The 24,017-nt window shown below is 62.4% G+C and carries 21 protein-coding genes; 16 read left to right on the forward strand and 5 right to left on the reverse strand.

All coding sequences use genetic code 11. The features are described from left to right. Positions 1-11 precede the first annotated feature (11 nt). Positions 12-1,841, reverse strand: coding sequence for a glutamine--fructose-6-phosphate transaminase (isomerizing) (gene glmS, locus KY496_RS18540; protein WP_219861932.1), 1,830 nt, complete (start codon positions 1,839-1,841; stop codon positions 12-14). Positions 1,842-2,003: 162 nt separating this feature from the next. Between glmS and KY496_RS18545 the strand changes: the two genes are divergently transcribed. After that, entirely contained in the window at positions 2,004-2,474 is a 471-nt protein-coding gene (locus KY496_RS18545) for an Lrp/AsnC family transcriptional regulator (RefSeq protein ID WP_071360963.1), read from the forward strand. Between the two features lie 124 nt (positions 2,475-2,598). On the opposite strand, the gene glmU is transcribed toward KY496_RS18545, so the two are convergent. Further along, positions 2,599-3,975 carry a bifunctional UDP-N-acetylglucosamine diphosphorylase/glucosamine-1-phosphate N-acetyltransferase GlmU gene (gene glmU / locus KY496_RS18550; RefSeq protein ID WP_219861934.1) on the reverse strand — a complete coding sequence of 459 codons (1,377 nt, stop codon included), beginning with the start codon at positions 3,973-3,975 and terminating at the stop codon, positions 2,599-2,601. Between glmU and KY496_RS18555 the strand changes: the two genes are divergently transcribed. The 4 genes from KY496_RS18555 (at position 3,935) to KY496_RS18570 (ending at position 6,503) form a co-directional block, all read left to right on the forward strand. Further along, a complete protein-coding gene (locus tag KY496_RS18555) occupies positions 3,935-4,894 on the forward strand; it encodes a DUF6279 family lipoprotein (protein ID WP_307718442.1) in 960 nt (319 codons plus the stop codon). The genes glmU and KY496_RS18555 overlap by 41 nt on opposite strands. 53 nt (positions 4,895-4,947) lie before the next feature. After that, positions 4,948-5,604, forward strand: a complete 657-nt coding sequence (gene rsmD / locus KY496_RS18560; RefSeq protein WP_370659599.1) for a 16S rRNA (guanine(966)-N(2))-methyltransferase RsmD — start codon at positions 4,948-4,950, stop codon at positions 5,602-5,604. 122 nt (positions 5,605-5,726) lie between these two features. After that, positions 5,727-6,227: a pantetheine-phosphate adenylyltransferase gene (gene coaD / locus KY496_RS18565; RefSeq protein WP_005664073.1), complete on the forward strand. Its 501-nt coding sequence runs from the start codon at positions 5,727-5,729 to the stop codon at positions 6,225-6,227. A gap of 15 nt (positions 6,228-6,242) precedes the next feature. Continuing rightward, positions 6,243-6,503: a YfhL family 4Fe-4S dicluster ferredoxin gene (locus KY496_RS18570; RefSeq protein ID WP_071360959.1), complete on the forward strand. Its 261-nt coding sequence runs from the start codon at positions 6,243-6,245 to the stop codon at positions 6,501-6,503. Positions 6,504-7,152: 649 nt separating this feature from the next. Here the strand turns inward: KY496_RS18570 and KY496_RS18575 are convergent. Next, positions 7,153-7,437: a hypothetical protein gene (locus KY496_RS18575; protein WP_005664069.1), complete on the reverse strand. Its 285-nt coding sequence runs from the start codon at positions 7,435-7,437 to the stop codon at positions 7,153-7,155. Positions 7,438-7,586: 149 nt separating this feature from the next. On the opposite strand from KY496_RS18575, the gene KY496_RS18580 reads away from it, so the two are divergent. After that, positions 7,587-8,540, forward strand: a complete 954-nt coding sequence (locus KY496_RS18580) for a LysR family transcriptional regulator (protein ID WP_005664067.1) — start codon at positions 7,587-7,589, stop codon at positions 8,538-8,540. 96 nt (positions 8,541-8,636) lie between these two features. Here KY496_RS18580 and KY496_RS18585 read toward each other — a convergent pair whose 3' ends face one another. Beyond that, positions 8,637-9,092 carry an Lrp/AsnC ligand binding domain-containing protein gene (locus tag KY496_RS18585; protein WP_005664065.1) on the reverse strand — a complete coding sequence of 152 codons (456 nt, stop codon included), beginning with the start codon at positions 9,090-9,092 and terminating at the stop codon, positions 8,637-8,639. Between the two features lie 212 nt (positions 9,093-9,304). Between KY496_RS18585 and putA the strand changes: the two genes are divergently transcribed. Both putA and ald read left to right on the forward strand, forming a co-directional pair. Beyond that, the gene (gene putA / locus KY496_RS18590) at positions 9,305-12,952 is read left to right on the forward strand and encodes a trifunctional transcriptional regulator/proline dehydrogenase/L-glutamate gamma-semialdehyde dehydrogenase (RefSeq protein WP_219861936.1); all 3,648 of its coding nucleotides are present in this window, start codon (positions 9,305-9,307) and stop codon (positions 12,950-12,952) included. Between the two features lie 102 nt (positions 12,953-13,054). Beyond that, entirely contained in the window at positions 13,055-14,170 is a 1,116-nt protein-coding gene (gene ald / locus KY496_RS18595; protein ID WP_184240381.1) for an alanine dehydrogenase, read from the forward strand. Here ald and KY496_RS18600 read toward each other — a convergent pair. Next, positions 14,140-14,934, reverse strand: coding sequence for a 5'-methylthioadenosine/adenosylhomocysteine nucleosidase (locus KY496_RS18600; protein WP_071360956.1), 795 nt, complete (start codon positions 14,932-14,934; stop codon positions 14,140-14,142). The two genes, ald and KY496_RS18600, sit on opposite strands and share 31 nt — an antisense overlap. Positions 14,935-16,177: 1,243 nt before the next feature. Between KY496_RS18600 and KY496_RS18605 the strand changes: the two genes are divergently transcribed. From KY496_RS18605 to atpB, 8 genes are all read left to right on the forward strand, one after another. Further along, entirely contained in the window at positions 16,178-17,017 is an 840-nt protein-coding gene (locus KY496_RS18605) for an alpha/beta fold hydrolase (RefSeq protein WP_005664054.1), read from the forward strand. 83 nt (positions 17,018-17,100) lie between these two features. Then, complete coding sequence (locus KY496_RS18610; RefSeq protein WP_005664052.1) at positions 17,101-17,871, forward strand: TSUP family transporter; 771 nt, start codon at positions 17,101-17,103, stop codon at positions 17,869-17,871. A 199-nt stretch (positions 17,872-18,070) separates the two neighbouring features. After that, positions 18,071-20,002 (forward strand): tRNA uridine-5-carboxymethylaminomethyl(34) synthesis enzyme MnmG, encoded by a 1,932-nt coding sequence (mnmG, locus tag KY496_RS18615; RefSeq protein WP_005664050.1) that lies wholly within the window; start codon positions 18,071-18,073, stop codon positions 20,000-20,002. Beyond that, entirely contained in the window at positions 19,999-20,646 is a 648-nt protein-coding gene (gene rsmG, locus KY496_RS18620) for a 16S rRNA (guanine(527)-N(7))-methyltransferase RsmG (protein WP_005664048.1), read from the forward strand. Before mnmG ends, rsmG begins: the two co-directional genes overlap by 4 nt. A gap of 116 nt (positions 20,647-20,762) precedes the next feature. Next, the gene (locus KY496_RS18625) at positions 20,763-21,533 is read left to right on the forward strand and encodes a ParA family protein (RefSeq protein WP_005664046.1); all 771 of its coding nucleotides are present in this window, start codon (positions 20,763-20,765) and stop codon (positions 21,531-21,533) included. 23 nt (positions 21,534-21,556) lie between these two features. After that, complete coding sequence (locus KY496_RS18630) at positions 21,557-22,435, forward strand: ParB/RepB/Spo0J family partition protein (RefSeq protein ID WP_005664045.1); 879 nt, start codon at positions 21,557-21,559, stop codon at positions 22,433-22,435. 366 nt (positions 22,436-22,801) lie between these two features. Continuing rightward, positions 22,802-23,137 (forward strand): ATP synthase subunit I, encoded by a 336-nt coding sequence (locus KY496_RS18635; protein WP_040774964.1) that lies wholly within the window; start codon positions 22,802-22,804, stop codon positions 23,135-23,137. Between the two features lie 4 nt (positions 23,138-23,141). After that, entirely contained in the window at positions 23,142-23,975 is an 834-nt protein-coding gene (gene atpB / locus KY496_RS18640) for a F0F1 ATP synthase subunit A (protein ID WP_005664043.1), read from the forward strand. Positions 23,976-24,017: the final 42 nt, after the last annotated feature.

The raw sequence follows: 24,017 nt of genomic DNA on the forward strand, positions 1-24,017 counted from the left end.
ATCGTAGCTGCTTACTCGACCGTCACCGACTTGGCGAGATTACGCGGCTTGTCCACATCGGTCCCACGCGCCAGCGCCGTGTGATACGCCAGCAGCTGCAGCGCCGCCACGTGCAGGATCGGCGACAGCAAGCCGTAGTGTTCCGGCAGGCGAATCACGTGCAGGCCATCGCCCGAGGTGATGCGCGAATCGACGTCGGCGAACACGTACAGCTGGCCGCCGCGCGCGCGCACTTCCTGCATGTTCGACTTCAGCTTTTCCAGCAGCGCATCGTTCGGCGCGATCGTTACTACCGGCATTTCTTCGGTCACCAGCGCCAGCGGGCCGTGCTTCAGTTCGCCGGCCGGGTAGGCCTCGGCGTGGATGTACGAGATTTCCTTGAGCTTCAGCGCGCCTTCCAGGGCGATCGGGTAGTGGATGCCGCGACCCAGGAACAGGGCGTTCTCTTTACGCGCGAATTCCTCGGCCCAGGCGATGATCTGCGGCTCGAGCGCCAGCACCGACGACAGCGCGACCGGCAGGTGACGCATCATCTTGAGGTGTTCGGCTTCCTCGGCATCGGTCAGGCGGCCGTTGACTTGCGCCAGGGTCAGGGTCAAGAGGAACAGCGCCGCCAGCTGGGTGGTGAAGGCCTTGGTCGAGGCCACGCCGACTTCGACGCCGGCGCGGGTGATGTAGGCCAGCTGGCACTCGCGCACCATGGCGCTGGTCGAGACGTTGCAGATGGTCAGCGTGTGGTGCATGCCGAGGCTGCGCGCGTGCTTGAGCGCGGCCAGGGTGTCGGCCGTCTCGCCGCTCTGCGAGATGGTCACCACCAGGGTGTCGGGGTGCGGCACGCTGTCGCGGTAGCGGTATTCGCTGGCGATCTCGACGTTCACCGGCACCTTGGCCACCGATTCGATCCAGTACTTGGCGGTGAGGCCGGCGTAGTAGCTGGTGCCGCAGGCCAGGATCAGCACGCGGTCGATCTTCTTGAACACGGCGTAGGCGCTGTCGCCGAACAGTTCCGGCATCACGCCGGTCACGCCCTCGAGGGTGTCGCCGATGACGCGCGGCTGCTCGAAGATCTCTTTCTGCATGTAGTGGCGGTACGGGCCGAGCTCGGCCGCGCCGGTGTGGGCGTGCACGGTTTTCACTTCGCGCTCGACCGGACGGCCGTCGACGTCGACGATCCAGTAGCGGGCCAGCTGCAGGTCGACCACGTCGCCTTCTTCCAGATAGATGATCTGGTCGGTGGTGCCGGCCAGCGCCATCGCGTCGGAGGCGACGAAGTTCTCGTCCTTGCCGACGCCGACGATCAGCGGCGAGCCCTGGCGCGCGGCGATCACGCGGTGCGGTTCTTCGCGGCAGAACACGGCGATGGCGTAGGCGCCGTGCAGGCGCTTGACGGCTTGCTGCACGGTCTCGAACAGGTCGCCGGTGTACAGGTGATCGACCAGGTGGGCGATGACCTCGGTGTCGGTCTGGCTCGTGAACTTGTAGCCCAGGCCGGTCAGTTCGGCGCGCAGCTCGTCGTGGTTTTCGATGATGCCGTTGTGGACAAGTGCAATGCGGGCATTGTCTTCGGTCGGCGAGAAGTGCGGGTGGGCATTGTGCGACGCCGGGGCGCCGTGGGTGGCCCAGCGCGTGTGGGCGATGCCGGTGAAGCCGTCGAGGCGTGCCTCTTTGACTTGCGATTCGAGGTCGGCCACGCGCGAGGTGGAGCGCGAGCGGGTCAGGCGGCCATCGAGGTGGACGGCGACGCCGCAGGAATCGTACCCGCGGTATTCGAGCCGTTTGAGGCCCTCGATCAGGACGGGGGTGATATTACGCTTGGCGACTGCGCCGACGATACCGCACATGGCTAACCTCTCGAATGGAAAAACTGTTGAGTCTTATCGTAAGGCAATCGTGATGAAATAAGCTTACAGTGCGCAGCCATATTTGTTAGATTATTTCATGACGACACACGAACAAAATAATATTTCATACACACATAAAAATTTACCGAATATTTCATCACGATGACCGAGTTACCCACCCTCGACGACCTCGATCGTCGCATTCTGAATATTTTGCAAACTGACGCATCGCATACGAACGCCGAACTGGCGGCGCTCGTGCACGTGTCGCCGCCGACTTGTTTGCGCCGCGTGAAGCAGCTGACCGACAGTGGCGTCATCGAGCGCCAGGTGGCGATCGTCGCGCCCGACAAGGTCGGCAGCCGCCTGTCCGCCATCGTCGAGATCACGCTCGACGTGCAGGCCGCCGAGCGCATGGAAGAGTTCGAGAACCTGGCCGCCAGGGAAGCGGCCGTGTTGCAGTGCTACCGGGTGTCGCCGGGACCCGATTTCGTGCTGGTCGTGCAGGTCGCCGACATGCCGGCCTACCACGCGCTGGCGCACCGGCTGTTCACGTCGCACGCGAACGTGCGCAACGTGAAAGCCTATTTTTCGACCCACCGCAGCAAATTCGACACCCGCATCGCCGTGTAAAGCACGGGCCACCGCCTGTGGATAATATTGTGGAAGACCAGGTGGATGGACAGGGGGTAACCACGGTAAAACCCTGTGTTTATCTTGTTTGTTTCCTGTGATTACCCTGTCGACAGCCGGTGGATTACTTCTTCACTTTCACCGGACGCTTCCATCCTTCGATGGTGATCTGCTTGGGCCGCGAGATGGTCAGCTTGCCGGCCGGCGCATCCTTGGTGAGCGTGGTGCCGGCGCCAATGGTGGCGCCCTTGCCGATCGTCACCGGCGCCACCAGCTGGCTGTCGCTGCCGACGAATACCTCGTCCTCGATCACGGTGCGGAATTTATTCGCGCCGTCGTAGTTGCAGGTGATGACGCCGGCGCCGACGTTCACGCGCGAGCCGACGGTGGCGTCGCCGATATAGGCCAGGTGGTTGGCCTTGCTGTGCGCCGCCACGGTGCTGTTCTTGACCTCGACAAAGTTACCCACATGGACGTCCTCGCCCAGCTCGGTGCCGGGACGCAGGCGCGCATACGGTCCGATCTGCGAGGCGGCGCCGATGGTAGCGCCTTCGATATGGCAGAACGGCTTGATGTTGGCGCCAGCACCGACCGTGGCGCCGACCAGCACGCAGTTGGCGCCCACCTTCACGCCGTCGGCCAGCTCCACCCGGCCTTCGAACACGCAGCCGACGTCGATGACGACATCGCGGCCGCAAACCAGTTCGCCGCGCACATCGATGCGCGCCGGATCCATCAAGGTCACGCCTTTTTCCAGCAGTGCATGTGCGATATTCAATTGATGACGACGCTCGAGCTCGGCCAGCTGCACCTTGCTGTTCACGCCAGCCACTTCCCATTCGCCCGACGGTTGCGCCGACACGACCGGCACGCCGTCCGCCACGGCCTGGGCCACGATGTCGGTGAGGTAGTACTCGCCCTGGGCATTGTTGTTGGACAGCGCCGCCAGCCATTTCTTGAGGTGGCGGGTCGGGATCGCCATGATGCCGCTATTGATTTCGCGGATGGCGCGCTCGGCCTCGCTGGCATCCTTTTCTTCGACGATGCGCACGATGTGGCCGTTCTCGCGCACGATGCGGCCCAGGCCGAAGGGGTTGGCCTGTTCGACGGTCAGGATGCCCAACTTGTCGCTTCCTGCGGCCTCAACCAGGCGGCGCAGCGTGTCCGCCGTGGTCAGCGGCACGTCGCCGTACAGCACCAGGGTGGCGGCGCCATCGCCCAGTTGCGGCACGGCCTGCATCACCGCATGGCCGGTGCCCAGCTGCGGCTGCTGCAGGGCGGTATCGATCGACACGCCGGTCTCTTGCGCCAGCGCGGACACCATGTCGGGCACCGCTGCGCCGCCGTGCCCGTAAATCACACATAATTTCTGCGGACTCAGGCTACGTGCCGTATCGATCACGTGGCGGAGCAGCGGCTTACCAGCCAATGGATGCAGGACTTTCGGCAGGGCGGATTGCATGCGCTTTCCCATGCCGGCGGCGAGGATCACAACGTTCATAAGCCGTTCTCAAAAAGTTGAAAATATGAAAAATTCTAGCATGCGAGATACCTTGTTCCGGCGCACCTTAGCGTTAATGGCGATTGCCCTGATGGCGCTGGCGGCCGGTTGCAGCACCATTCGCTTCTCGTACAACCAGGGCGACACCTTACTGTACTGGTGGATGAATTCCTATGTCGACTTCGAAGGACAACAGGCCGACATCGCCAAGCGCGACATCAATGGCTTGTTCCAATGGCATCGTCAGACCCAGTTGCGCGACTATGCTGGTCTATTGGGCAATTTCCAGCAAAAACTAGCGGGCAACCCGAGCCAGGCCGACCTGCTCCAGGCCTACCGCGAGATCCGCGTTCGCGGCGAGCGCCTGTCGCAGCGCGCGGTGCCGGAACTGACGACGCTGGCCATGTCGATCACCCCCGCGCAGATCGCCAATATCGACAAGAAGTTCAGGGACAAGAACGAGGAATACCGGCGCAAGTTCATGAGCGGCAGCGTCGAGAAGCGCCAGCGCGCGCGCTTCAAGAAATCAATGGAGCAAATGGAGCTGTGGTTTGGCAATTTCACAAGCGAACAAGAAGCCGCCCTGCGCCGCGCCTCCGACCTGCGCCCGCTCGACAACCAGCAATGGTTGGAGGAACGCCAGTACCGCCAGCGCCGCATCCTGGCGCTGCTGCAAGAGGTGCAACAGAAAAAGCTCAACCGCGAGCAGACCACGGCCAGGGTGCAAGGCCTGATGCGCGAGTTGTTCACACGCATGGAGTCGCCCGAGCGCAAGGCCTTCTATGACGCCAGCATCGACCACACGACAAAATACATCCTGACCGCGATCAAACTGGCGACGCCGCAGCAAAAGGCCCATGCGCAGCAGCGCATGCAGGGCTGGATCAATGATTTCGAGGCCTTGGCGGCAGGCAAATAAGCAGTGAAGGGCGGCCCCGCAGGGTGGGAAACCCGCATGCTATAGTGCCGCCCATGCAAAGAAAGTCCATCAAATCAAGGCCCCAGGCCGCCAAACCCCACGGCGCGCCGCGCATGGCCCAGCACCAGGTCCGCATCATCGGCGGCGCCTGGAAACGTACGCTGCTGCCGGTGGTCGACGCCCTCGGCCTGCGTCCCACCCCCGACCGCGTGCGCGAAACCGTGTTCAACTGGATCAATCACCAGCTCGGCAGCGACTGGGACCAGGCCGGTTTTCTCGACCTGTACGCGGGTTCCGGCGTGCTCGGCTTCGAGGCCGCCAGCCGCGGCGCGGCGAAGGTGACCATGGTCGACAACCACGGCCCGGCCGTGCGCCAGCTCGAAGCCAACCGCGACAAGCTCAAGGCCGACAACATCACGATCCTGCGCGCCGACGCCCTGACCCTGGCGCGCGACCTGGCCACCCGCGGCCAGCGCTACGACGTGATCTTCCTCGACCCGCCTTATCAACAGGATCTGTTGGCCAAGACCCTGCCGCTGTGCGCGGCGCTGCTGCTCGAAGGCGGCATGGTGTATGCCGAAGCCGAGGCGCCGTTGCCGACCGGGGGCGACGACGTCCCCGACTGGCTGATTGGCTGGGAAGTGGTGCGCGCCGACAAGGCGGGCATGGTGTATTACCATTTGCTGAAGCTGCAGGAAAAGGCGGCCTGAGTCCCGCCAAGGGCCTGAAAACCGCACAACCATTGGGCAAACCATGCCCCGGCCTGGGGCGGATGCCGTATTTTCAGGCATAATGCGCGTTCCAATAGGGTGTTCATTTTCAGGGAGCCGCAATGGTTGTAGCCGTTTATCCAGGTACGTTCGATCCGCTGACCCGCGGCCACGAGGATTTGGTACGTCGCGCATCCGGGCTGTTCGACCGACTGGTGGTCGGCGTCGCCGACAGCCGCAACAAACGTCCGTTCTTCACGCTCGAAGAACGCCTGGATATCGCCAACGAAGTGCTTGGCCATTACCCCAATGTGCAGGTCGAGAGTTTCTCGGGCCTGCTCAAGGACTTCGTGCGCAAGCACGACGCCCGCGTGATCGTGCGCGGCCTGCGCGCGGTGTCCGATTTCGAGTACGAGTTCCAGATGGCGGGCATGAACCGCTACCTGCTGCCCGACGTCGAAACCATGTTCCTGACCCCGTCCGACCAGTACCAGTTCATCTCGGGCACCATCGTGCGCGAGATCGCCATGCTGGGTGGCGACGTGTCCAAATTCGTTTTCCCTTCGGTCGACCGCTGGCTGCAGCAGAAAATCGCCAGCATGGCGCAAGCGCCGAAGGCCTGATTCCCAGGACGTATCATGGCTTTATTGATTACCGACGACTGCATCAACTGCGACGTCTGCGAACCCGAATGCCCCAACGATGCCATTTCGATGGGCGAAGAGTATTACCAGATCGATCCGCACAAGTGCACCGAGTGCGTCGGCCATTTCGATGAACCGCAGTGCGTGCAGCTGTGCCCGGTTGCCTGCATTCCGCTCAATCCGGAATGGCGCGAATCGCGCGAAGAACTCCTCATCAAGTACGAGCGCCTGACGGCCGACAAGGCCACGGCCTGATTCCCCCAAGCCGGCGACTCTGCCGGCTTTTTGTTTCCCCGCCTCGATTTTCCTGACCGCATACCGGCTAGTCCGGCATGTGGCGTCCGCACGTCCCTGAACGCCATCCTCTCATCCAGCGCTACTCGTCCGTCCTGAACTACTACTCCCGGTCAAATTTCATCGGCACTTTTTCGCGCTTGTTGGTCTGCTGTTTTCGCTTGTCCGTCGCATTACCATAAGTATCATTTTATATGATCTAGAATGTGAACTTTGTTGAACCTGCACGATTTATCAACCAAGTTACATTAAACATCTACCAACTTCACGCAATACTGGAAAATTTTCCTTTCAATTGAGAGCGATACACTACTCATCCATATTCCTTAAACATGCATCCAACACACGTCATAACATACTCATCATTCTATCAATTCACTTTTCATGGATCTCATTCTAAACCCGACTATTTGACTCTTTGTGAACTTTGTTAAATAAAAAGGACGAGAAAAGCCCGGTAACGCAAAGTCACCGGGCGTGAAGCGACATCCGGGCGTTTTTCAGGGGGAAAAGAAGATGTGCCGCCGTGGCGGCGTACGACGGAGAGCAGGGACGAAAAAAAACGCGGTGTCCGTTGCCGGAGACCGCGTCAGGGGAAATCAGGTAATGATCAGTGGCGGATGCCCATCGCACGCACCTCGGCGGCGTCCACCGGATCCAGGCTGGCCAGCTTGCGCTTGAGCGCCAGCGCCTCGTCCAGCGCACGGCGCGCGGCCTGTTCGGCCTTGCTGCGGCGTGGACGCACGGTCAGGTACAAGGCGCGGCCGATGCCGACCAGCAGTGGGCGGAAAAACAGGACGAAGCCAGCCAGCAAGGCAAGATACACGGTGGTGCTGAACACCTGGCCGTAGGGCACGGCGGCGGCAGCTTGGACTAGGGTGGCGGTAGAAGACATGATAGGCTCTTTCTGTTATTGTTGAGAACTATAGTGCGTCGCAACATATAAATCTAATTCCGTTCACTGATGGCCCTTATACTGTTTGTGAATGATTTGGAGTACACTACCCGTACCCCTGTCTTCACAACAGTTTTCTCCTTGATCCCATGAGCTTTCTGACGCTTGACCTGAATCTGCTGCGCGTATTCGACGCGGTGATGACCGAGCAAAACCTGACCCGCGCCGCCGGCCACCTGGCCATGACCCAGCCTGCGGTGTCGAATGCGATCAAGCGACTACGAGAAAGCCTGGGCGACGAGCTCCTGATCCGCACCGCCTATGGCGTCAAACCGACCCCGCGCGCCGAAGCCTTATGGCCGGCCGTGCGCCAGGCCCTGGCGGCGCTGGAAGCGGCGGTGATGCCGGAAACCTTCGACGTCTCCAAGGCGCAGGCGACCTTCCGCATGGCGATGGCCGACGCCACCGCCGCGCTGTGGCTGCCTTCCCTGATGCGCTCGATCGAGCGCGAAGCGCCGGGCGTGAACATCCGCATGGTGCCGCTGACGACGCGCGAACCGCGTCCGATGCTGTTGCGCGGCGATATCGACCTGGCGGTCGGCTTCTTCCCCGGCGTCGCGGCCCAGCTGTCGTACGAAACCGGTTCGCCGATCCGCCACGAGCGCCTGTATTCCGGCGTCTATGTGTGCGTGATGCGCAAGGACCATCCGCTGGCCAAGGAAAAGCTCGATCTCGACACCTATTGCAAGGCGAATCACTTGCTGGTGAGCTTCTCCGGCCGTGCCCACGGCCTGGTTGACGAGGCGCTGGCCCAGCTCGGCCGCGAACGCCGTATCCTCTTGACCGTGAACCAGTTCTTCACGGCGGGCAGGGTAGTCGCGAACTCCGACCTGATCACCGTGCTGCCGAAGCACTTGATGGTCTCGACCGGCATGACCGACGTGCTGATCTGGAAGGAACTCCCGTTGCAGCTGCCGGCCGTCCACCTGGACATGCTGTGGCATGAGCGCGACGGCCGCAGCCCGGCGCATCGCTGGCTGCGCAAGAACCTGGAATCGATGGCCGAAAGCGCTTCCAAGACCGGCGTGCGCAAGGTCGTCTGACAGCGCCAGCACAAGTCGCGACGAAGCAAAATGCTTCACGTGAAACAAAACGGCCAGGCAAATGCCTGGCCGTTTTATTGATGCGCTGGCTTGTGATCAGCGGATCGGCAGCTTGGTCGTATTCTTGACTTCTTCCATCACCGCATAGGTGTGCGTCTCGCGCACGCCTTTCTGCAGCAAGGTCTTACCCAGGAATTCGCGGTAGGCCGCCATGTCTTTCACGCGTGCCTTGACGAGGTAGTCGAAGCCGCCGGCCACCATATGGCATTCCAGCACCTCGGGAATCATCTGCACGCTCTGCTTGAACGCATCGAAGACTTCGGGAGTGGTACGATCGAGCACGACCTCGATGAAGACCAGCAGCGACACGTCGAGCAGTTGCGGATTGAGCTGGGCCGTGTAGCCCATGATATAGCCCGATTCGTGCAGTTTGCGCACGCGCTCGAGGCAAGCCGCCGGCGACAGGTTCACGCGCGCCGCCAGCTCCACATTGCTGATGCGGCCGTCATTCTGCAGCTCGGCGAGGATCTTTTTGCTGATCTTGTCCAACATCGGGTGTCTCCCGTTAATTTTATTCGGTCAGATTGTCGCATCAAAAACTATCTATTGCTAGTATCGATTAAAAGCAGAATTAATCCAGAAGAAATCCTTCTACAATCGAATCATTTCCACCGACGTACAAACCGCGCCGACCACCATTTGTGGGACGGCGCTTTTGCTGTGCGGTGCCCTTCATTGTGACTTTTTCTTTTGACTAGATAGCCATGCAGATCGCTGCTTCCCCGGCCTCCACCTTCGTTCCCTTCGACGCCCTCCACGCTGAAACCAAGCGCGAGCAAACGCTACTCCGCGCCGCCATCACCGCCGCCTACCGCCGTGATGAAACCGAGGCCGTGCAATGGCTGCTCGCGCAAGGCGCCACGCCCGGCGCGGATGCCCAGCCGCTGGCGCATCGCCTGGTGTCGAGCGTGCGCGAAAAGCGCACCCGCGCCTCGGGCGTCGATGCGTTGATGCACGAGTTCTCGCTGTCGTCGGAAGAAGGCGTGGCCCTGATGTGCCTGGCCGAAGCGCTGCTGCGCATCCCGGACAGCGAGACCGCCGACCGCCTCATCGCCGACAAGATCAGCCGCGGCGACTGGCGCAAGCACCTCGGCGAATCGCCATCGCTGTTCGTCAATGCCGCAACCTGGGGCCTGCTCATCACCGGCAAGCTGGTCTCGACCAATAGCGAGCAGGGTCTCGGCTCGGCGCTCACGCGCCTGATCGCGAAGGGCGGCGAACCGCTGATCCGCAAGGGCGTCGACATGGCGATGCGCATGCTGGGCAACCAGTTCGTCACCGGCCAGACCATCGACGAAGCGCTGAAGAACAGCCGCGACAACGAGACGCGCGGCTATCGCTATTCTTACGACATGCTGGGCGAGGCGGCGCTGACCGAAAGCGACGCCAGGAATTATTACGCCTCGTACGAAGCCGCCATCCACGCGATCGGCAGGGCCTCCAATGGCCGCGGCATCAAGGATGGCCCGGGCATCTCGATCAAGCTGTCGGCGCTGCATCCGCGCTACAGCCGTGCGCAATATGCGCGCGTGATGGGCGAGCTGCTGCCGCGCGTGCGCAGCCTGGTCCTGCTGGCCAAGACCTACAACATCGGCATCAATATCGACGCCGAGGAAGCCGACCGTCTCGAGATCTCGCTCGACATGCTCGAAGCGCTCGCGTTCGACGCCGACCTGGCCGGTTTCGAAGGCATCGGCCTGGTGGTGCAGGCGTATCAAAAGCGCTGCCCGTTCGTGATCGATTACCTGGTCGACCTGGCCAAGCGGAGCGGCCGCAAGTTCATGGTGCGCCTGGTGAAGGGCGCCTACTGGGACGCCGAGATCAAGCGCGCCCAGGTCGACGGCATGCCCGGCTATCCAGTCTATACGCGCAAGGTGTACACCGACGTCTCTTATCTCACCTGCGCGCGCAAGCTCCTGGCGGCGGCCGACGTGCTGTATCCGCAGTTCGCCACCCACAACGCGCACACGCTGTCGGTGATCTATACCTGGGCCAAGCAGGACAACGTCAGCAACTACGAATTCCAGTGCCTGCACGGCATGGGCGAGACGCTGTACGACCAGGTCGTGGGCAGCAAGAACCTGGACAAGGCTTGCCGCATCTATGCGCCGGTCGGCTCGCACGAAACCCTGCTGGCCTACCTGGTGCGCCGCCTGCTGGAAAACGGCGCCAACTCCTCGTTCGTGAACCAGATCGTCGACGAGAACGTGGCGATCGACACGCTGCTCACCGATCCGTTCGACGTCGCGCGCGCCAGCGGCGGCAAACCGCATCCGGCGATCGCGCTGCCGCTCGACATGTTCGGCGCCGAGCGCAAGAATTCGAACGGCATGGACCTGGTCAACGAAGACGTCCTGGCCAAGGTGGCGCTTGGCCTCGCGCAGCAGCGCCAGCACGTCGCCGGTCCGCTGATTGCAGGTTCGGTCGATGCCGGCGCTCCGGCCAACGTGATCAACCCCGCGATGTCGAGCGATATCGTCGGCCAGGTAAGCGAAGCCTCGCGCACCGACGTCGAAACCGCCCTGGCCGCGGCCAGCGCCTTCGCCGCCGAATGGGCCGCCACCGCCACCCATGAACGCGCTGCGATCCTCGAGCGCACCGCCGCTTTGTTCGAGCAGAACGGCGTCGAGCTGATGGCCCTGGCCGTGCGCGAAGCCGGCAAATCGCTGCCGAACGCGATCGCCGAATTGCGCGAAGCGGTCGACTTCCTGCGCTATTACGCGGTGCAGATCCGCAGTTCAAGCAAAGCCGAGGCACTGGGCCCGGTCAGCTGCATCAGCCCCTGGAACTTCCCTCTGGCGATCTTCACCGGCCAGGTGGCGGCCGCCCTCGCGGCCGGCAACGTGGTGCTGGCCAAGCCGGCCGAGCAGACCCCATTGATCGCCTGCCGCGCGGTGGAGCTATTCCTCGAGGCGGGCACCCCGCGCGCCGCGCTGCAGCTGCTGCCGGGCCGCGGCGAAGTGGTCGGCGCCGCCCTGACGGCCGATAGCCGCATCAAGGGCGTGATCTTCACCGGCTCGACCGAAGTCGCCCAGCTGATCAACCGCACGCTGGCCAAGCGCGCCGAACAGGAAGGCATCGACATCCCGCTGGTGGCGGAAACCGGCGGCCAGAACGCGCTGATCGTCGATTCCTCGGCGCTGCCGGAACAGGTGGTGCAGGACGTCCTGAGCTCGGCCTTCGACTCGGCCGGCCAGCGCTGCTCGGCGCTGCGCGTGCTGTTCCTGCAAGAGGACATCGCCGACAAGACCATCAAGATGCTCAAGGGCGCGATGCAGGAACTGCGCGTGGGCAGCCCGGACCGCCTGGCGACCGATATCGGCCCGGTGATCGACGCCGAGGCCCAGCGCAACCTGCTGGCCCACATTGAGCGCACCAGGGCCACGGCGCGCAGCCACTTCGCGCTCGAGCTGCCGGCCTCGGTCGTCGCTGCCGGCACCTTCGTGCCGCCGACCGTGCTCGAAATCGCCTCGCTGGCGGAACTCAAGCAAGAGGTCTTCGGCCCGGTGCTGCACATCGTGCGCTATCGCCGCGCCGAGCTGCCTGCGGTGATCGATGCGATCAACGCCACCGGCTATGGCCTGACCCTGGGCGTGCATTCGCGCATCGATGAAACCATCAACACCATCGTCAACCGCGCCCACGTCGGCAATATCTACGTCAACCGCAACATCGTCGGCGCGGTGGTCGGCGTGCAGCCGTTCGGTGGCGAAGGCAAGTCGGGCACCGGTCCGAAGGCCGGCGGCCCGCTTTACCTGAAACGCCTGCAGCGCGGCGCGGCGCCCTTGATGGAACACGTGCGCCAGCCTGAAGCGGCATTGGAAGCCCTGACCAGCTGGCTGCGCGCCAATGGCCAGCAGCCGGTGGCCGCGCTGGCCGAAGGTTACGCGCGCACTTCGCTCAATGGCGTCTCGATGGACCTGCCCGGCCCGACCGGAGAGAGCAACCGCCTGTCGTTCACGCCGCGCGGCGCCGTGCTGTGCGCGCCAGCCACCCCGGCCGGCCTGCTCAATCAACTGGCGGCGGCCCTGGCCACCGGCAATCGCGCGCTGGTGCTGGCGCCGACGCCTGAGTCGATTCCGGCCAACCTGCCGGCGGCGGTGAAGGAACGCGTGCGCTTCGTGGGCAAGGAAGAGATCGATGCGGCCGACGTCGCGATCGCGCTGGTCGAAACCGGCCTGGCCGGCCTGCTGCGCACGCAGCTGGCGGCGCGTCCGGGTGCGATCGTCGGCATCGTCGACACCGACGCCCTGGTGCCGGTGGACCTGTGGCGCCTGGTCGCCGAGCGCGCGGTCTGCGTCAACACGACGGCCGCTGGCGGCAACGCAAGCCTGATGACCCTGGGCCTGTAAGAATAACCGTAACATGGGGTGGGCGGGTTTCCCGCCCACGCGTTCAACAATCAATACATCAGCAGGAGAGTCAGCAGCACCACATCACAACAGGAGACAACCATGCTTGTAGGCGTTCCAAAGGAAATCAAGAACCACGAATACCGCGTCGGCCTCACGCCGGCGTCCGTGCACGAACTGATAACACGCGGCCACCAGGTGATCGTCCAGCAAGACGCTGGCAGCGAGATCGGCCTCGACGACGCGCACTACACCGCGGCCGGCGCCACCATCGTCGACAGCGCCCAGGAAGTCTTCTCACGCGCCGACATGATCGTCAAGGTCAAGGAGCCGCAACCGCTTGAGTGCGCGATGCTGCGCGACGGCCAGATACTCTACACCTACCTCCATCTCGCTCCGGATCCGGAGCAAACCGCGGCCCTGGTCAAATCGGGCGCCGTCTGCATCGCCTACGAAACCATCACCGGCCCGGGCGGCGGCTTGCCCCTGCTTGCGCCGATGAGCGAAGTCGCGGGACGCATGGCGATCCAGGCCGGCGCCGCCCATCTCGAAAAATCCCGGGGCGGCATGGGCCTGCTGCTGGGAGGCGTGCCTGGCGTAGCGGCCGGCCACGTGGTCATCATCGGCGCCGGCGTCGTCGGCGCCAACGCGCTTCAAATGGCGGTCGGCACCGGCGCCCGCGTCACGGTGCTCGACAAGAACGTCGACCGGCTACGCCAGCTCGACCTGGTGTTCGGCAACCGCATCTCGACCCTGTATTCGAATGCCCATGCGCTCGAGGAAGCGGTCGTGAATGCCGACCTGGTGATCGGCGGCGTGCTGGTGCCGGGCGCCGCGGCACCGAAGCTGGTCACGCGCGACATGGTGTCTCGCATGAAGAAGGGCGCGGTGGTGGTCGACGTGGCGATCGACCAGGGCGGCTGTTTCGAAACCTCGCACCCAACGACGCACGCCGATCCGACCTTCCTGGTCGATGGCGTGGTCCACTACTGCGTCGCGAACATGCCGGGCGCGGTGGCGCGCACCTCGACCTTCGCCTTGAACAACGCCACCATCGGCCATGCCCTGGCGCTGGCGAACAAGGGCTGGCGGCGCGCGCTGGCGGACGACGTCCACCTGCGTCATGGCCTGAACGTCTGCCAGGGCAAGGTGACCTTCGAGGCCGTCGCCCAGGCTTTGGGCTACGATTACATCCCCGCCGACTCGCTCCTGGGCTGAAGCGGCGCTTCCACCAGATGCCGGCACAGGCGCCGGGTGATGTGGAAAGCATATTGCGCGGCCACCGACTTCACGAAGCGCATGAAGTCGTGGGCCGCGTTTTCATTGGCGTTGTCCGACACCGCGCGGATGACGGCGAACGGCACATCCAGTTCGTGACATACCTGCGCCACCGCGGCGCCTTCCATCTCCACCGCCACCAGCCCGGGCAGGGCGCCATTCAAGGCATCGATGCGCAGGCGGTCGTTGACGAACTGGTCGCCGCTGGCGATCAGGCCGCGATGCACGCGCGGCTGCGCCAGGCCGAAAGCCTGTCTCTCGGTCTCGGAGATCGTCTCCAGAAAGTCGCATTCCAGGAAGGCATGGGCGGCGCCGGACAGGCGCAGCGACAGCTGCTGGTCTGGCTGGAAATGCGTCCGACCCGTGAGCGGCACCTCGAAACGCGGGAACAGGGGACTGGCATCCATATCGTGCTGGACCAGCGATTCGGCCACCACGATGTCGCCGACACGGATCGTTTTATCCCCGGCGCCGGCAACGCCCGTGAAGAGGATGTGCGTAACTCCGAACTTTTCCACAAGCGTTGTCGCCGTCATCGCAGCGGCAACCTTGCCAATCCGCGATAAAACGCACACAGCGTCGATTTCCCACAGTCGTCCGACCCAGAACTCGCGTTTGCCGTGGATGAGCTTGGCGGGCCCTTCCATGGCTTCCACGAGGCCTGCCTGTTCTTCGTGCAAGGCGCTGATGATCCCTAGACGCATGTTTTCTTGATGAGTGAGTGTGTAGAGATGTTGTGCACCCTGGCGGCCGTTCAGATCGGCAACTGTGCATAAGGGACGGATTGTACACAGCTTCCACCGCATGCAGTCCTTGAATTGCAACGATCGTGGTTCTTGCTGGAAGAGGTGAACGCCCTGTCTTGGAAGACGCTTTTTTGCCTGCGCTGTGTTTGCTTATTTAATTAAGAGATATGTATACAAGGTTGATAGTAGTAGGTAAACGCGACGTTCTCTGTGGATAAGACAGGTTTACTCCACAGTATCAACGGTTTACGACGCCGTTTACGCGCTGGAAAAAGCTTGCGTTCGGCTTGCACGGTTCTTGGACAACAAATCGGCGGTAGGAAAAAGCAGCTGTTCTGCACATCTGATGCTGTGGATATGCAGCGGCTTTTCCACAGCCGGATCTTTGTCACTGCTGTTCGGCAGGCATCGTTGACGGTACAGGTGCATCTTCCATGACCGGGGACCAGTGCGTTACCACGGCGTTTTTTGTACGCCATACATTGGTTGCAGCTTTTTGGGTGGTGCAGAGCCAGCTGCGATGGCGTTTCCTTAGATTGTTATAGCCAAAAGCTTGTATACAAAATGGTAGTAGTAGTAAACGCCGGCCGCTTTGTGGATAAAAGCGATTTTTTCCACAACATCAGGGGTTTACGGTCGTGTTAACCCGGTGGAAAACGCTTGTGCCGGCGCTGTAGGAAAGTTGGATAGAAATTGCTCGCCTGGACAAGCAGGGGTTTCTGCACATTCCATCCTGTGGATATTCATTCGGTTTTCCACAGAGACCGGCTTTGTGCCGGTGTTGATGGCCCTGGCGAGCAAGGTGCGAGCGCCTGCAGTCGGGATGGCCAACTGCGTCGACTGGCGTGATATCGCTTCCCGGATTTGCCACACTCGACGAAAATTTTTTTTTCGCGGGCTCACCAGGTTTACAACCAATATCTGTATACAACGCTGATAGTAGTGGTTAACGGTCGCAGGTTTCTGTGGACAACCCGATTAAAGAACGAGAAATCAGGGATTTATGTCACGGATAAGTCCGTGCACTGCTGAGCAAACTGCTTGGTGGCAAATCTGGACAAGATTTTTGCCTGTGCAAAAAAGCTGAGTTTTACACAAACGATACCTGTGGATATCAAGTAGCTTATCCACAGAAGGGGTCTGGACAGGCGTTTACGTTCTGGTAAGCTGTTTCCCATCGAACTGAGGTACAGGGAAACGCATGGATGTCGTGTCGCGGTACGCCAGGGTCAATGGTTTGAGCATGCATTACGTGACTGCCGGTGAGGGCCCGCCAGTCCTGCTCCTGCATGGCTTTCCGGATACCCATGCGGTGTGGCGACGTCAGATCCCGGCCCTGGCCGCGGCTGGTTTCCAGGTCATCGCTCCCGACCTGCGCGGCTACGGCAAGACCGATATGCCGCCCGACGTCAGCGCCTACGCAGTCGAATTCGTGGCCGATGACGTGCTGCAGCTCATGGATGCACTGGGTATCGCCGAGGCGACGGTGGTCGGTCACGACTGGGGCGCGCAGATCGGCTGGCACCTGGCCATGCATGCGCCGCAGCGTGTCAGCCGCTATGCGGCGCTGTCGGTCGGCCACCCGAAGTCGCTCGCAAAGTCAGGCCTCACGCAAAAACTGCGCTTCTGGTACATGGCGGTGTTCATGACGCCGGTCCTGGCCGAGACGCTGTTGAGGGCAGGTGATTGGGCGGCGCTGCGCGCGATGAATCGCAGCCGCGAACAGCAGCAACTCTGGATCGATGCGCTGGCGCCGCAAGGCCGGCTGACTGCGGCCCTGAATTACTATCGCGCCAATCTGAAGGCTTCCGGCGGCAAGCGGTGGAAGCCGGTCGACGTGCCGGTGCTGGGCGTCTGGAGCGAGCACGATCCCGCATTGCGCGAGCAACAGATGCTGGACACGCGCCAACAATGCCGCGCCGGTTTCGAGTACGCGCGGATCGACGGCGTGGGCCATTGGCTGCAGCTGTCGGGCGCCGACCGGCTCAACGGGCTGCTCATCGATTTCGCAAGATCGCAGGCGGCGGTCACGCCGGCATAGCTTGTGCGGGGAAGGGCGGCGGCGTGTCAGTACGGCTTGCTTGCCGTACAATATTGGCTCTGCGCTTCCCCTGAAAGTCTCCCATGATCGATGTAGTCTGGCTCGGCGGCGCCGCCTTCGCCGCCGGCCTGGTCGACGCCGTTGTCGGCGGCGGCGGCCTGATCCAGCTTCCCGCCATGTTCTCCCTGTTGCCGAAAGAAGCGCCGGCAACCATCCTCGGCACCAATAAACTCGCAGCGATCTTCGGCACCAGTTCGGCCGCCGTCAGCTACGCGCGTCGGGTGCGGGTCGCGTGGAGCACCGCCGCGCCGGCCGCCATCGCCGCGTTTGCCCTATCCTTCGTCGGCGCCTGGACCGTGACGCGGGTGCCGGCCGATTTCGTGCGTGCGCTGCTGCCCTTCGTCCTGGTGGCGGTCGCCGTGTATACCTTCATGAAGAAGGATCTCGGCGCGGTGCACGCCCCACTGCACAGCGGGATGGCCGAGCGTTACTGGGCCGTCGGCATCGGCGCCGCCATCGGTTTTTATGATGGCTTCTTTGGACCGGGCACCGGCAGCTTCCTGCTGTTCCTGTTCGTACGCTTCTTCGGCTTCGATTTCCTGAGCGCCTCGGCTGCGGCCAAGGTCGTCAATGTCGCCTGCAATCTGTCGGCGCTGATGTGGTTCGGCTATAGCGGCCATTTGCTGTGGCAACTGGGCTTGCTGATGGCGGGATGCCAGATCGTCGGTTCCTTGATCGGCACCAGGCTGGCCTTGAAGCACGGCAGTGGGTTCGTGCGCAAGCTGTTCCTGCTGGTCGTGTCGGCGCTGATTGTAAAGACAGCCTACGACTCGTTCACAAAGCTGGGCTGGTAAGTCCTGTTCCACGTGAAACATCAAAGCCGGGTTTCTACCCGGCTTTTTTTCGTTGACTGTTCCACGTGAAACATGCCAGTAAGAACTGAAGAACAAGGTTTCACGTGAAACAAAATCTGTCGTTTTCAGACCCTTGCAGAGTCCAGCAGGAAAAAAGAATCTATAATCGCGCATTAGTCTCCTCGCTCCACACCCCATCATGCTATTTCCTACTGAATTCGACGTCATCGTCGTCGGCGGCGGCCATGCCGGAACCGAGGCCGCACTCGCGTCCGCACGCACCGGTCAAAAGACCCTGCTGCTGACCCACAATATCGAAACCCTCGGCGCCATGTCTTGCAATCCGTCGATCGGCGGCATCGGCAAGGGTCACCTGGTCAAGGAAGTCGACGCCCTTGGCGGCGCCATGGCCATCGCGACCGACGAGGCGGGCATCCAGTTCCGCATCCTGAATTCGTCCAAGGGCCCGGCCGTGCGCGCCACCCGCGCCCAGGCCGACCGCGTGCTGTACAAGGCGGCGATCCGCGCACGCCTGGAAAACCAGCCGAACTTGTGGCTGTTCCAGCAGGCGGTCGATGACCTGATGGTGGAGGGCGACCGCGTGGTTGGCGCCGTGACCCAGGTGGGCCTGAAGTTCCGTGCCCGCGCCGTGGTGCTCACCGCCGGCACTTTCCTGGACGGGAAAATCCACGTCGGCCTGCAGAACTATTCGGGCGGCCGCGCGGGCGACCCGCCGGCCACCTCGCTGTCGGCGCGCCTGAAGGAACTCAAGCTGCCGCAGGGCCGCCTCAAGACGGGCACGCCGCCGCGCATCGATGGCCGCAGCATCGACTTCTCGGTGCTGACCGAACAGCCGGGCGACCTCGATCCGGTGCCGGTGTTCTCGTACATGGGCAATGTGGCGATGCATCCGCGCCAGGTGCCGTGCTGGGTGACGCATACCAATGAGCGCACCCACGACATCATTCGCGCCGGCCTGGATCGCAGCCCGATGTACACCGGCGTGATCGAAGGCGTCGGCCCGCGCTACTGCCCGTCGATCGAGGACAAGATCCACCGCTTCGCATCGAAAGAGTCGCACCAGATCTTCCTCGAGCCGGAAGGCTTGACCACCAACGAGTTCTACCCGAACGGGATCTCGACCAGCCTGCCGTTCGACGTCCAGCTGGAGCTGGTGCGCTCGATGCGCGGCATGGAGAACGCCTTCATCCTGCGTCCCGGCTATGCGATCGAATACGATTACTTCGACCCGCGCGGCCTGAAGGCGTCGCTGGAAACGAAGGCGATCAAGGGCCTGTTCTTTGCCGGCCAGATCAACGGCACCACCGGCTACGAAGAAGCCGCGGCCCAGGGCCTGCTGGCCGGCCTGAACGCCGCGCTGCAAACCCAGGGCAAGGATGCCTGGACGCCGGGCCGCTCCGAAGCCTACCTTGGTGTGCTGGTCGACGACCTCACCACGCAAGGGGTGGCCGAGCCCTACCGCATGTTCACCAGCCGCGCCGAGTACCGCCTGTCGCTGCGCGAAGACAACGCCGACATGCGCCTGACCGAAATCGGCCGCCAGCTGGGCATCGTCGACGACGCGCGCTGGCAAGCGTTCGAGACCAAGCGTGAATCCGTCGCCCGCGAACTGGAGCGCCTGAAATCGACCTGGGTCAACCCGCGCATCCTGGCCGCCGCCGAATCGGAGCGCGTGGTGGGCCAGGCGCTCGAGCGCGAATACAACCTTGCCGACCTGCTGAGAAGGCCGGGCGTCGAGTACGACACCCTGATGACGATGCAGGGGAACGAGGGCCAGCCGCTGGCCGGCCCCGGCGTCGACGACCCGGCGGTAAAGGAGCAGGTGGAAATCCAGCTCAAGTATTCGGGCTACATCGATCGCCAGGCGCGTGAAGTCGAGCGTCATGACCATTACGAAAACCTGAAGCTGCCCGAGAACCTGAATTACCTCGAGATCGCCGCGCTGTCGTTCGAGGTGCGCCAGAAGCTCGATAAACAGCGTCCCGAAACCCTGGGCCAGGCTTCGCGCATCTCTGGCGTGACCCCGGCGGCGATCTCGCTGCTGCTGGTGCACCTCAAGAAACGCGGCGTCAAGGGCTTTGCCCCGACCACCTCGGAGGCGGCGCAATGAAATATGCGTTCGACCGCGATGCGCTGGCCAGGGTGCTGGCCGATGGCATCGCCGAAATGGGCCTCGACGTGAGTTTGGCCCAGCAGGGCAAGCTGATGGCCTACCTGCAGCTGATGCACAAGTGGAATGCGGTGTACAACCTGACCTCGCTGCGCGACCCGATGCAGATGGTGACCCATCACCTGCTCGATTCGCTGGCCGCGGTGCCGGCATTTGCCGATGCGCGCAATGTGCTGGACGTGGGCGCAGGGGGCGGATTGCCGGGCATCGTGCTGGCCATTACCCGGCCCGACATGAAAGTGGCGATGATCGACACCGTGCACAAGAAAACCGCCTTCCTCACGCAAGTGAAGGCCGAACTGGGCCTGGCCAACGTGACCGTGCACACGATGAAGGTGCAAGACTTGGCCGTGAGCGACAAATTTGACGTCATCACCTCGCGCGCTTTCGCGGACCTGTCCGACTTCGTCAACTGGTCGGGACACCTGTTGCAAGAGGGCGGCAAATTCATCGCCCTGAAAGGGGTGGCGCCAAGCGAGGAACGCGAACGGCTGCCCCAGGACTGGAAAGTGACGGGTTTGCAGCCGCTGCAGGTGCCAAGGCTGGGCGCAGAGCGGCACCTCGTCTTCATCGAGCGAACTTAGTAAACAATATTAACTGTATAAACCGTTTATATCGTTTATTCAGTATGAATCATTTAAACGGTTTGTACGGTATGAACGGTATGGCGTCTTGTAGCCGCTTTCAGGAAAGAGAATAGATGGCGAAGATTTTTTGCGTTGCGAACCAGAAGGGTGGGGTAGGCAAGACCACCACCACCGTCAACCTGTCGGCGGGCCTGGCAAAGCTGGACCAGCGCGTGCTGCTGGTCGACCTCGACCCGCAGGGCAATGCGACCATGGGCGCGGGCATCAACAAGGCCGCGCTCGAGTCGTCGATCTACCAGGTGCTGCTGGGCGAGTCGGACGTGGCCGGGGCCCGGGTGCGCTCCGAGGCGGGGCGCTTCGACGTGCTGCCCGCCAACCGCGAGCTGGCCGGCGCCGAAGTCGAGATGGTGTCGCTCGAAAACCGCGAACGTCGCCTGAAGGATGCGCTGGCCGCGGTCGACGCCGACTACGACTTCATCCTGGTCGACTGCCCGCCCGCGCTGTCGCTGCTCACGCTCAACGGCCTGTGCGCCGCGCATGGCGTGATCATCCCGATGCAGTGCGAGTACTACGCGCTCGAGGGCCTGTCCGACCTGGTCAACACGATCAAGAAGGTGCACGCCAACCTGAACACCGACCTCAAGATCATCGGCCTGCTGCGGGTGATGTTCGACCCGCGCATGACCTTGTCGCAGCAGGTCTCGAACCAGCTCGAGCAGCACTTCGGCGACAAGGTGTTCAAGACCATCATCCCGCGCAACGTCCGCCTGGCCGAAGCGCCGTCCTACGGCATCCCGGGCGTGACCTTCGATCCTTCGTCGAAAGGCGCGCAGGCGTACATCGCCTTCGGCGCGGAGATGGTCCAGCGCATCAAGACCATGTAATCACCAGAAGAGCTGACACAACAATGGCAACCAAAAAACTCAAGGGACTGGGCCGCGGGCTCGACGCCCTGCTCGGCGGCGACATGGACGCCGCGCCCGCCGCAAGCAATCTGCCTTCGGTCCTGGCGGTCACCCAGATCCAGGCTGGCAAGTACCAACCGCGTACCCGCATGGATGAAGTAAGCCTGTCCGAGCTGGCCGCCTCCATTAAAACCCAGGGCATCATGCAGCCGGTGCTGGTGCGTCCGCTGCCGGCGGGATCCAGCACGCCGTACGAGATCATCGCCGGCGAGCGGCGCTTCCGCGCGGCGCAGATGGCGGGCCTCGAAGAGATCCCGGTGCTGGTGCGCGACGTCGACGACCAGGCCGCCGCGGCCATGGCCCTGATCGAGAACATGCAGCGCGAAGACCTGAACCCGCTGGAAGAAGCGCAGGGCATCCAGCGCCTGATCTCGGATTTCAATTTCACGCACGAGCAGGCGGCCGGCGCCGTCGGCCGCTCGCGCAGCGCGGTGTCGAACCTGCTGCGCCTGATCAACCTGGCGCAGCCGGTGCAGACCATGCTGATGGCGGGGGATATCGACATGGGCCATGCCAGGGCCCTGCTGGCGGTCGACAGCGCGAACCAGATCGCGCTGGCCAACCACGTGATCGCCAAGCGCCTGTCGGTGCGCGAGACCGAGAAGCTGGTCGCGCGCGCGCTCGAAGAGCAGGACGCTCCGGCCCAGCCGGCGCGCGCCAGGGACAAGCCGGGCGACATCGTGCGCCTCGAAGAAGAACTGTCCGACAAGCTGGCGACGCCGGTGTTGTTCAAGATGGGCGCCAAGGGCAGGGGCCAGATGATCATCGACTTCGCCGACCTGGATATCCTGGAAGGTGTGCTCGCGCGTCTGCGCGCGTGAAAAAACAGGGACGCCACCTGGACGCATGGGGTGGCGTCGCAGGGGCCGGCGACCTCGCCGGCCGCTATCGCGTTGGCCACCTTGTGCGCGTTAGCGCTACCAACTCTCGTGCCGTCCGGTCCGCTCCAGCGGCTACGTACAACAGCGCAATTGTCACATCACCCCATATACACCATTTGAGCGTAAGTAGCTGAAAATATTGCGCTATCAGTCGGCATCGTGTCACATTTTCGCCAACTATTCGTCCCAGTTATAAGTGTGGAATCGTTTGACTCACGTCCGTATAACCACTTATAATTCCGGCGATTCTTGTAATTATCACCTCGTAGTACGTCCAAAATGCGCTAGCGCAAGAGCTAAAAGAATATGCTACGCATCGTTTCCCTGCAGTTGATAGCAACGGTAGTCGTCGGCCTGATCGCCGCACTACTGGGGGGATGGGCTGCGATGTTTTCGGCTGTACTGGGCGGTTTGTGTTGTGTCGTGCCCAACGGGATCATGGCAGTGCGCTTGTTCGCCGCGTCCGCGTCTGGAACGGCAACTCCCGCGACATTTTTCATCTGGGAATTTGTAAAGATTGCATTAACGCTGGCGCTTTTAGGCGCAACTGCGTGGCTGTATCACGATCTAAATTGGCTGGCACTGGTTGCTGGGATCATCGTGGCACTGAAAAGTTACATCATCTTATTATTTAGGCAATGACAACATGGCGACTCCAGTAGACGGCGCAGCGCACGCGCCCACCGCTTCAGAATACATCGTTCACCACCTGGGCCACCTGAAGAACCAGTATCAGGTGGGTCCGGTCGACTTTTCGGTCATCCACTACGATACCCTGTTCTGGTCGATCGCGATGGGCCTGACCGCCTGCCTGCTGATGTGGGCCGCCGCGCGCAAGGCGACGTCGGGCGTTCCCGGCCGTTTCCAGGCCTTCGTCGAAATGATGTTCGAAATGGTCGACGACCAGGCCAAGACCATCGTGCACGGCGACCGCAGCTTCATCGCTCCGCTGGCATTGACCGTGTTCGTCTGGATCGTCCTGATGAACGCACTGGACTTGCTGCCGGTCGACATGTGGTCGTGGCTGTTCGCCGCCTTCGGCGTCGAGCACATCTTCCCGTATCACCGCGTGGTCCCGACCGCCGACCTGAATGCGCCGATCGGCATGTCGCTGGGCGTGCTGCTGCTGATGGTCTACTACGGCATCAAGATCAAGGGCTTCGGCGGCTGGCTCCACGAATTGTTCGCAGCACCGTTCGGCATCTGGATGGCGCCGTTCAACCTGCTCCTGAACCTCATCGAATACGCAGCAAAAATGGTGTCGCTCGGTATGCGACTGTTCGGCAACATGTTTGCCGGCGAACTGCTGTTCCTCTTGATCGCACTGCTGGGCGGGACCGCGACGATGTTCGGTTTCATCGGCCACGTGATTGCCGGTTCCATCTGGGCGATCTTCCACATCCTGATCGTGATCCTGCAGGCATTCATCTTCATGATGCTGACGCTGGTTTACCTCGGTCAGGCTCACGAAGGCCACTGATCGAAGCCGCAAGCATCGAGTGAATGTGGTTGTAAAGAAGTT

It is taken from the genome of Massilia sp. NP310, from assembly GCF_019443485.1.
Taxonomy (GTDB): Bacteria; Pseudomonadota; Gammaproteobacteria; order Burkholderiales; family Burkholderiaceae_D; genus Telluria; species Telluria timonae.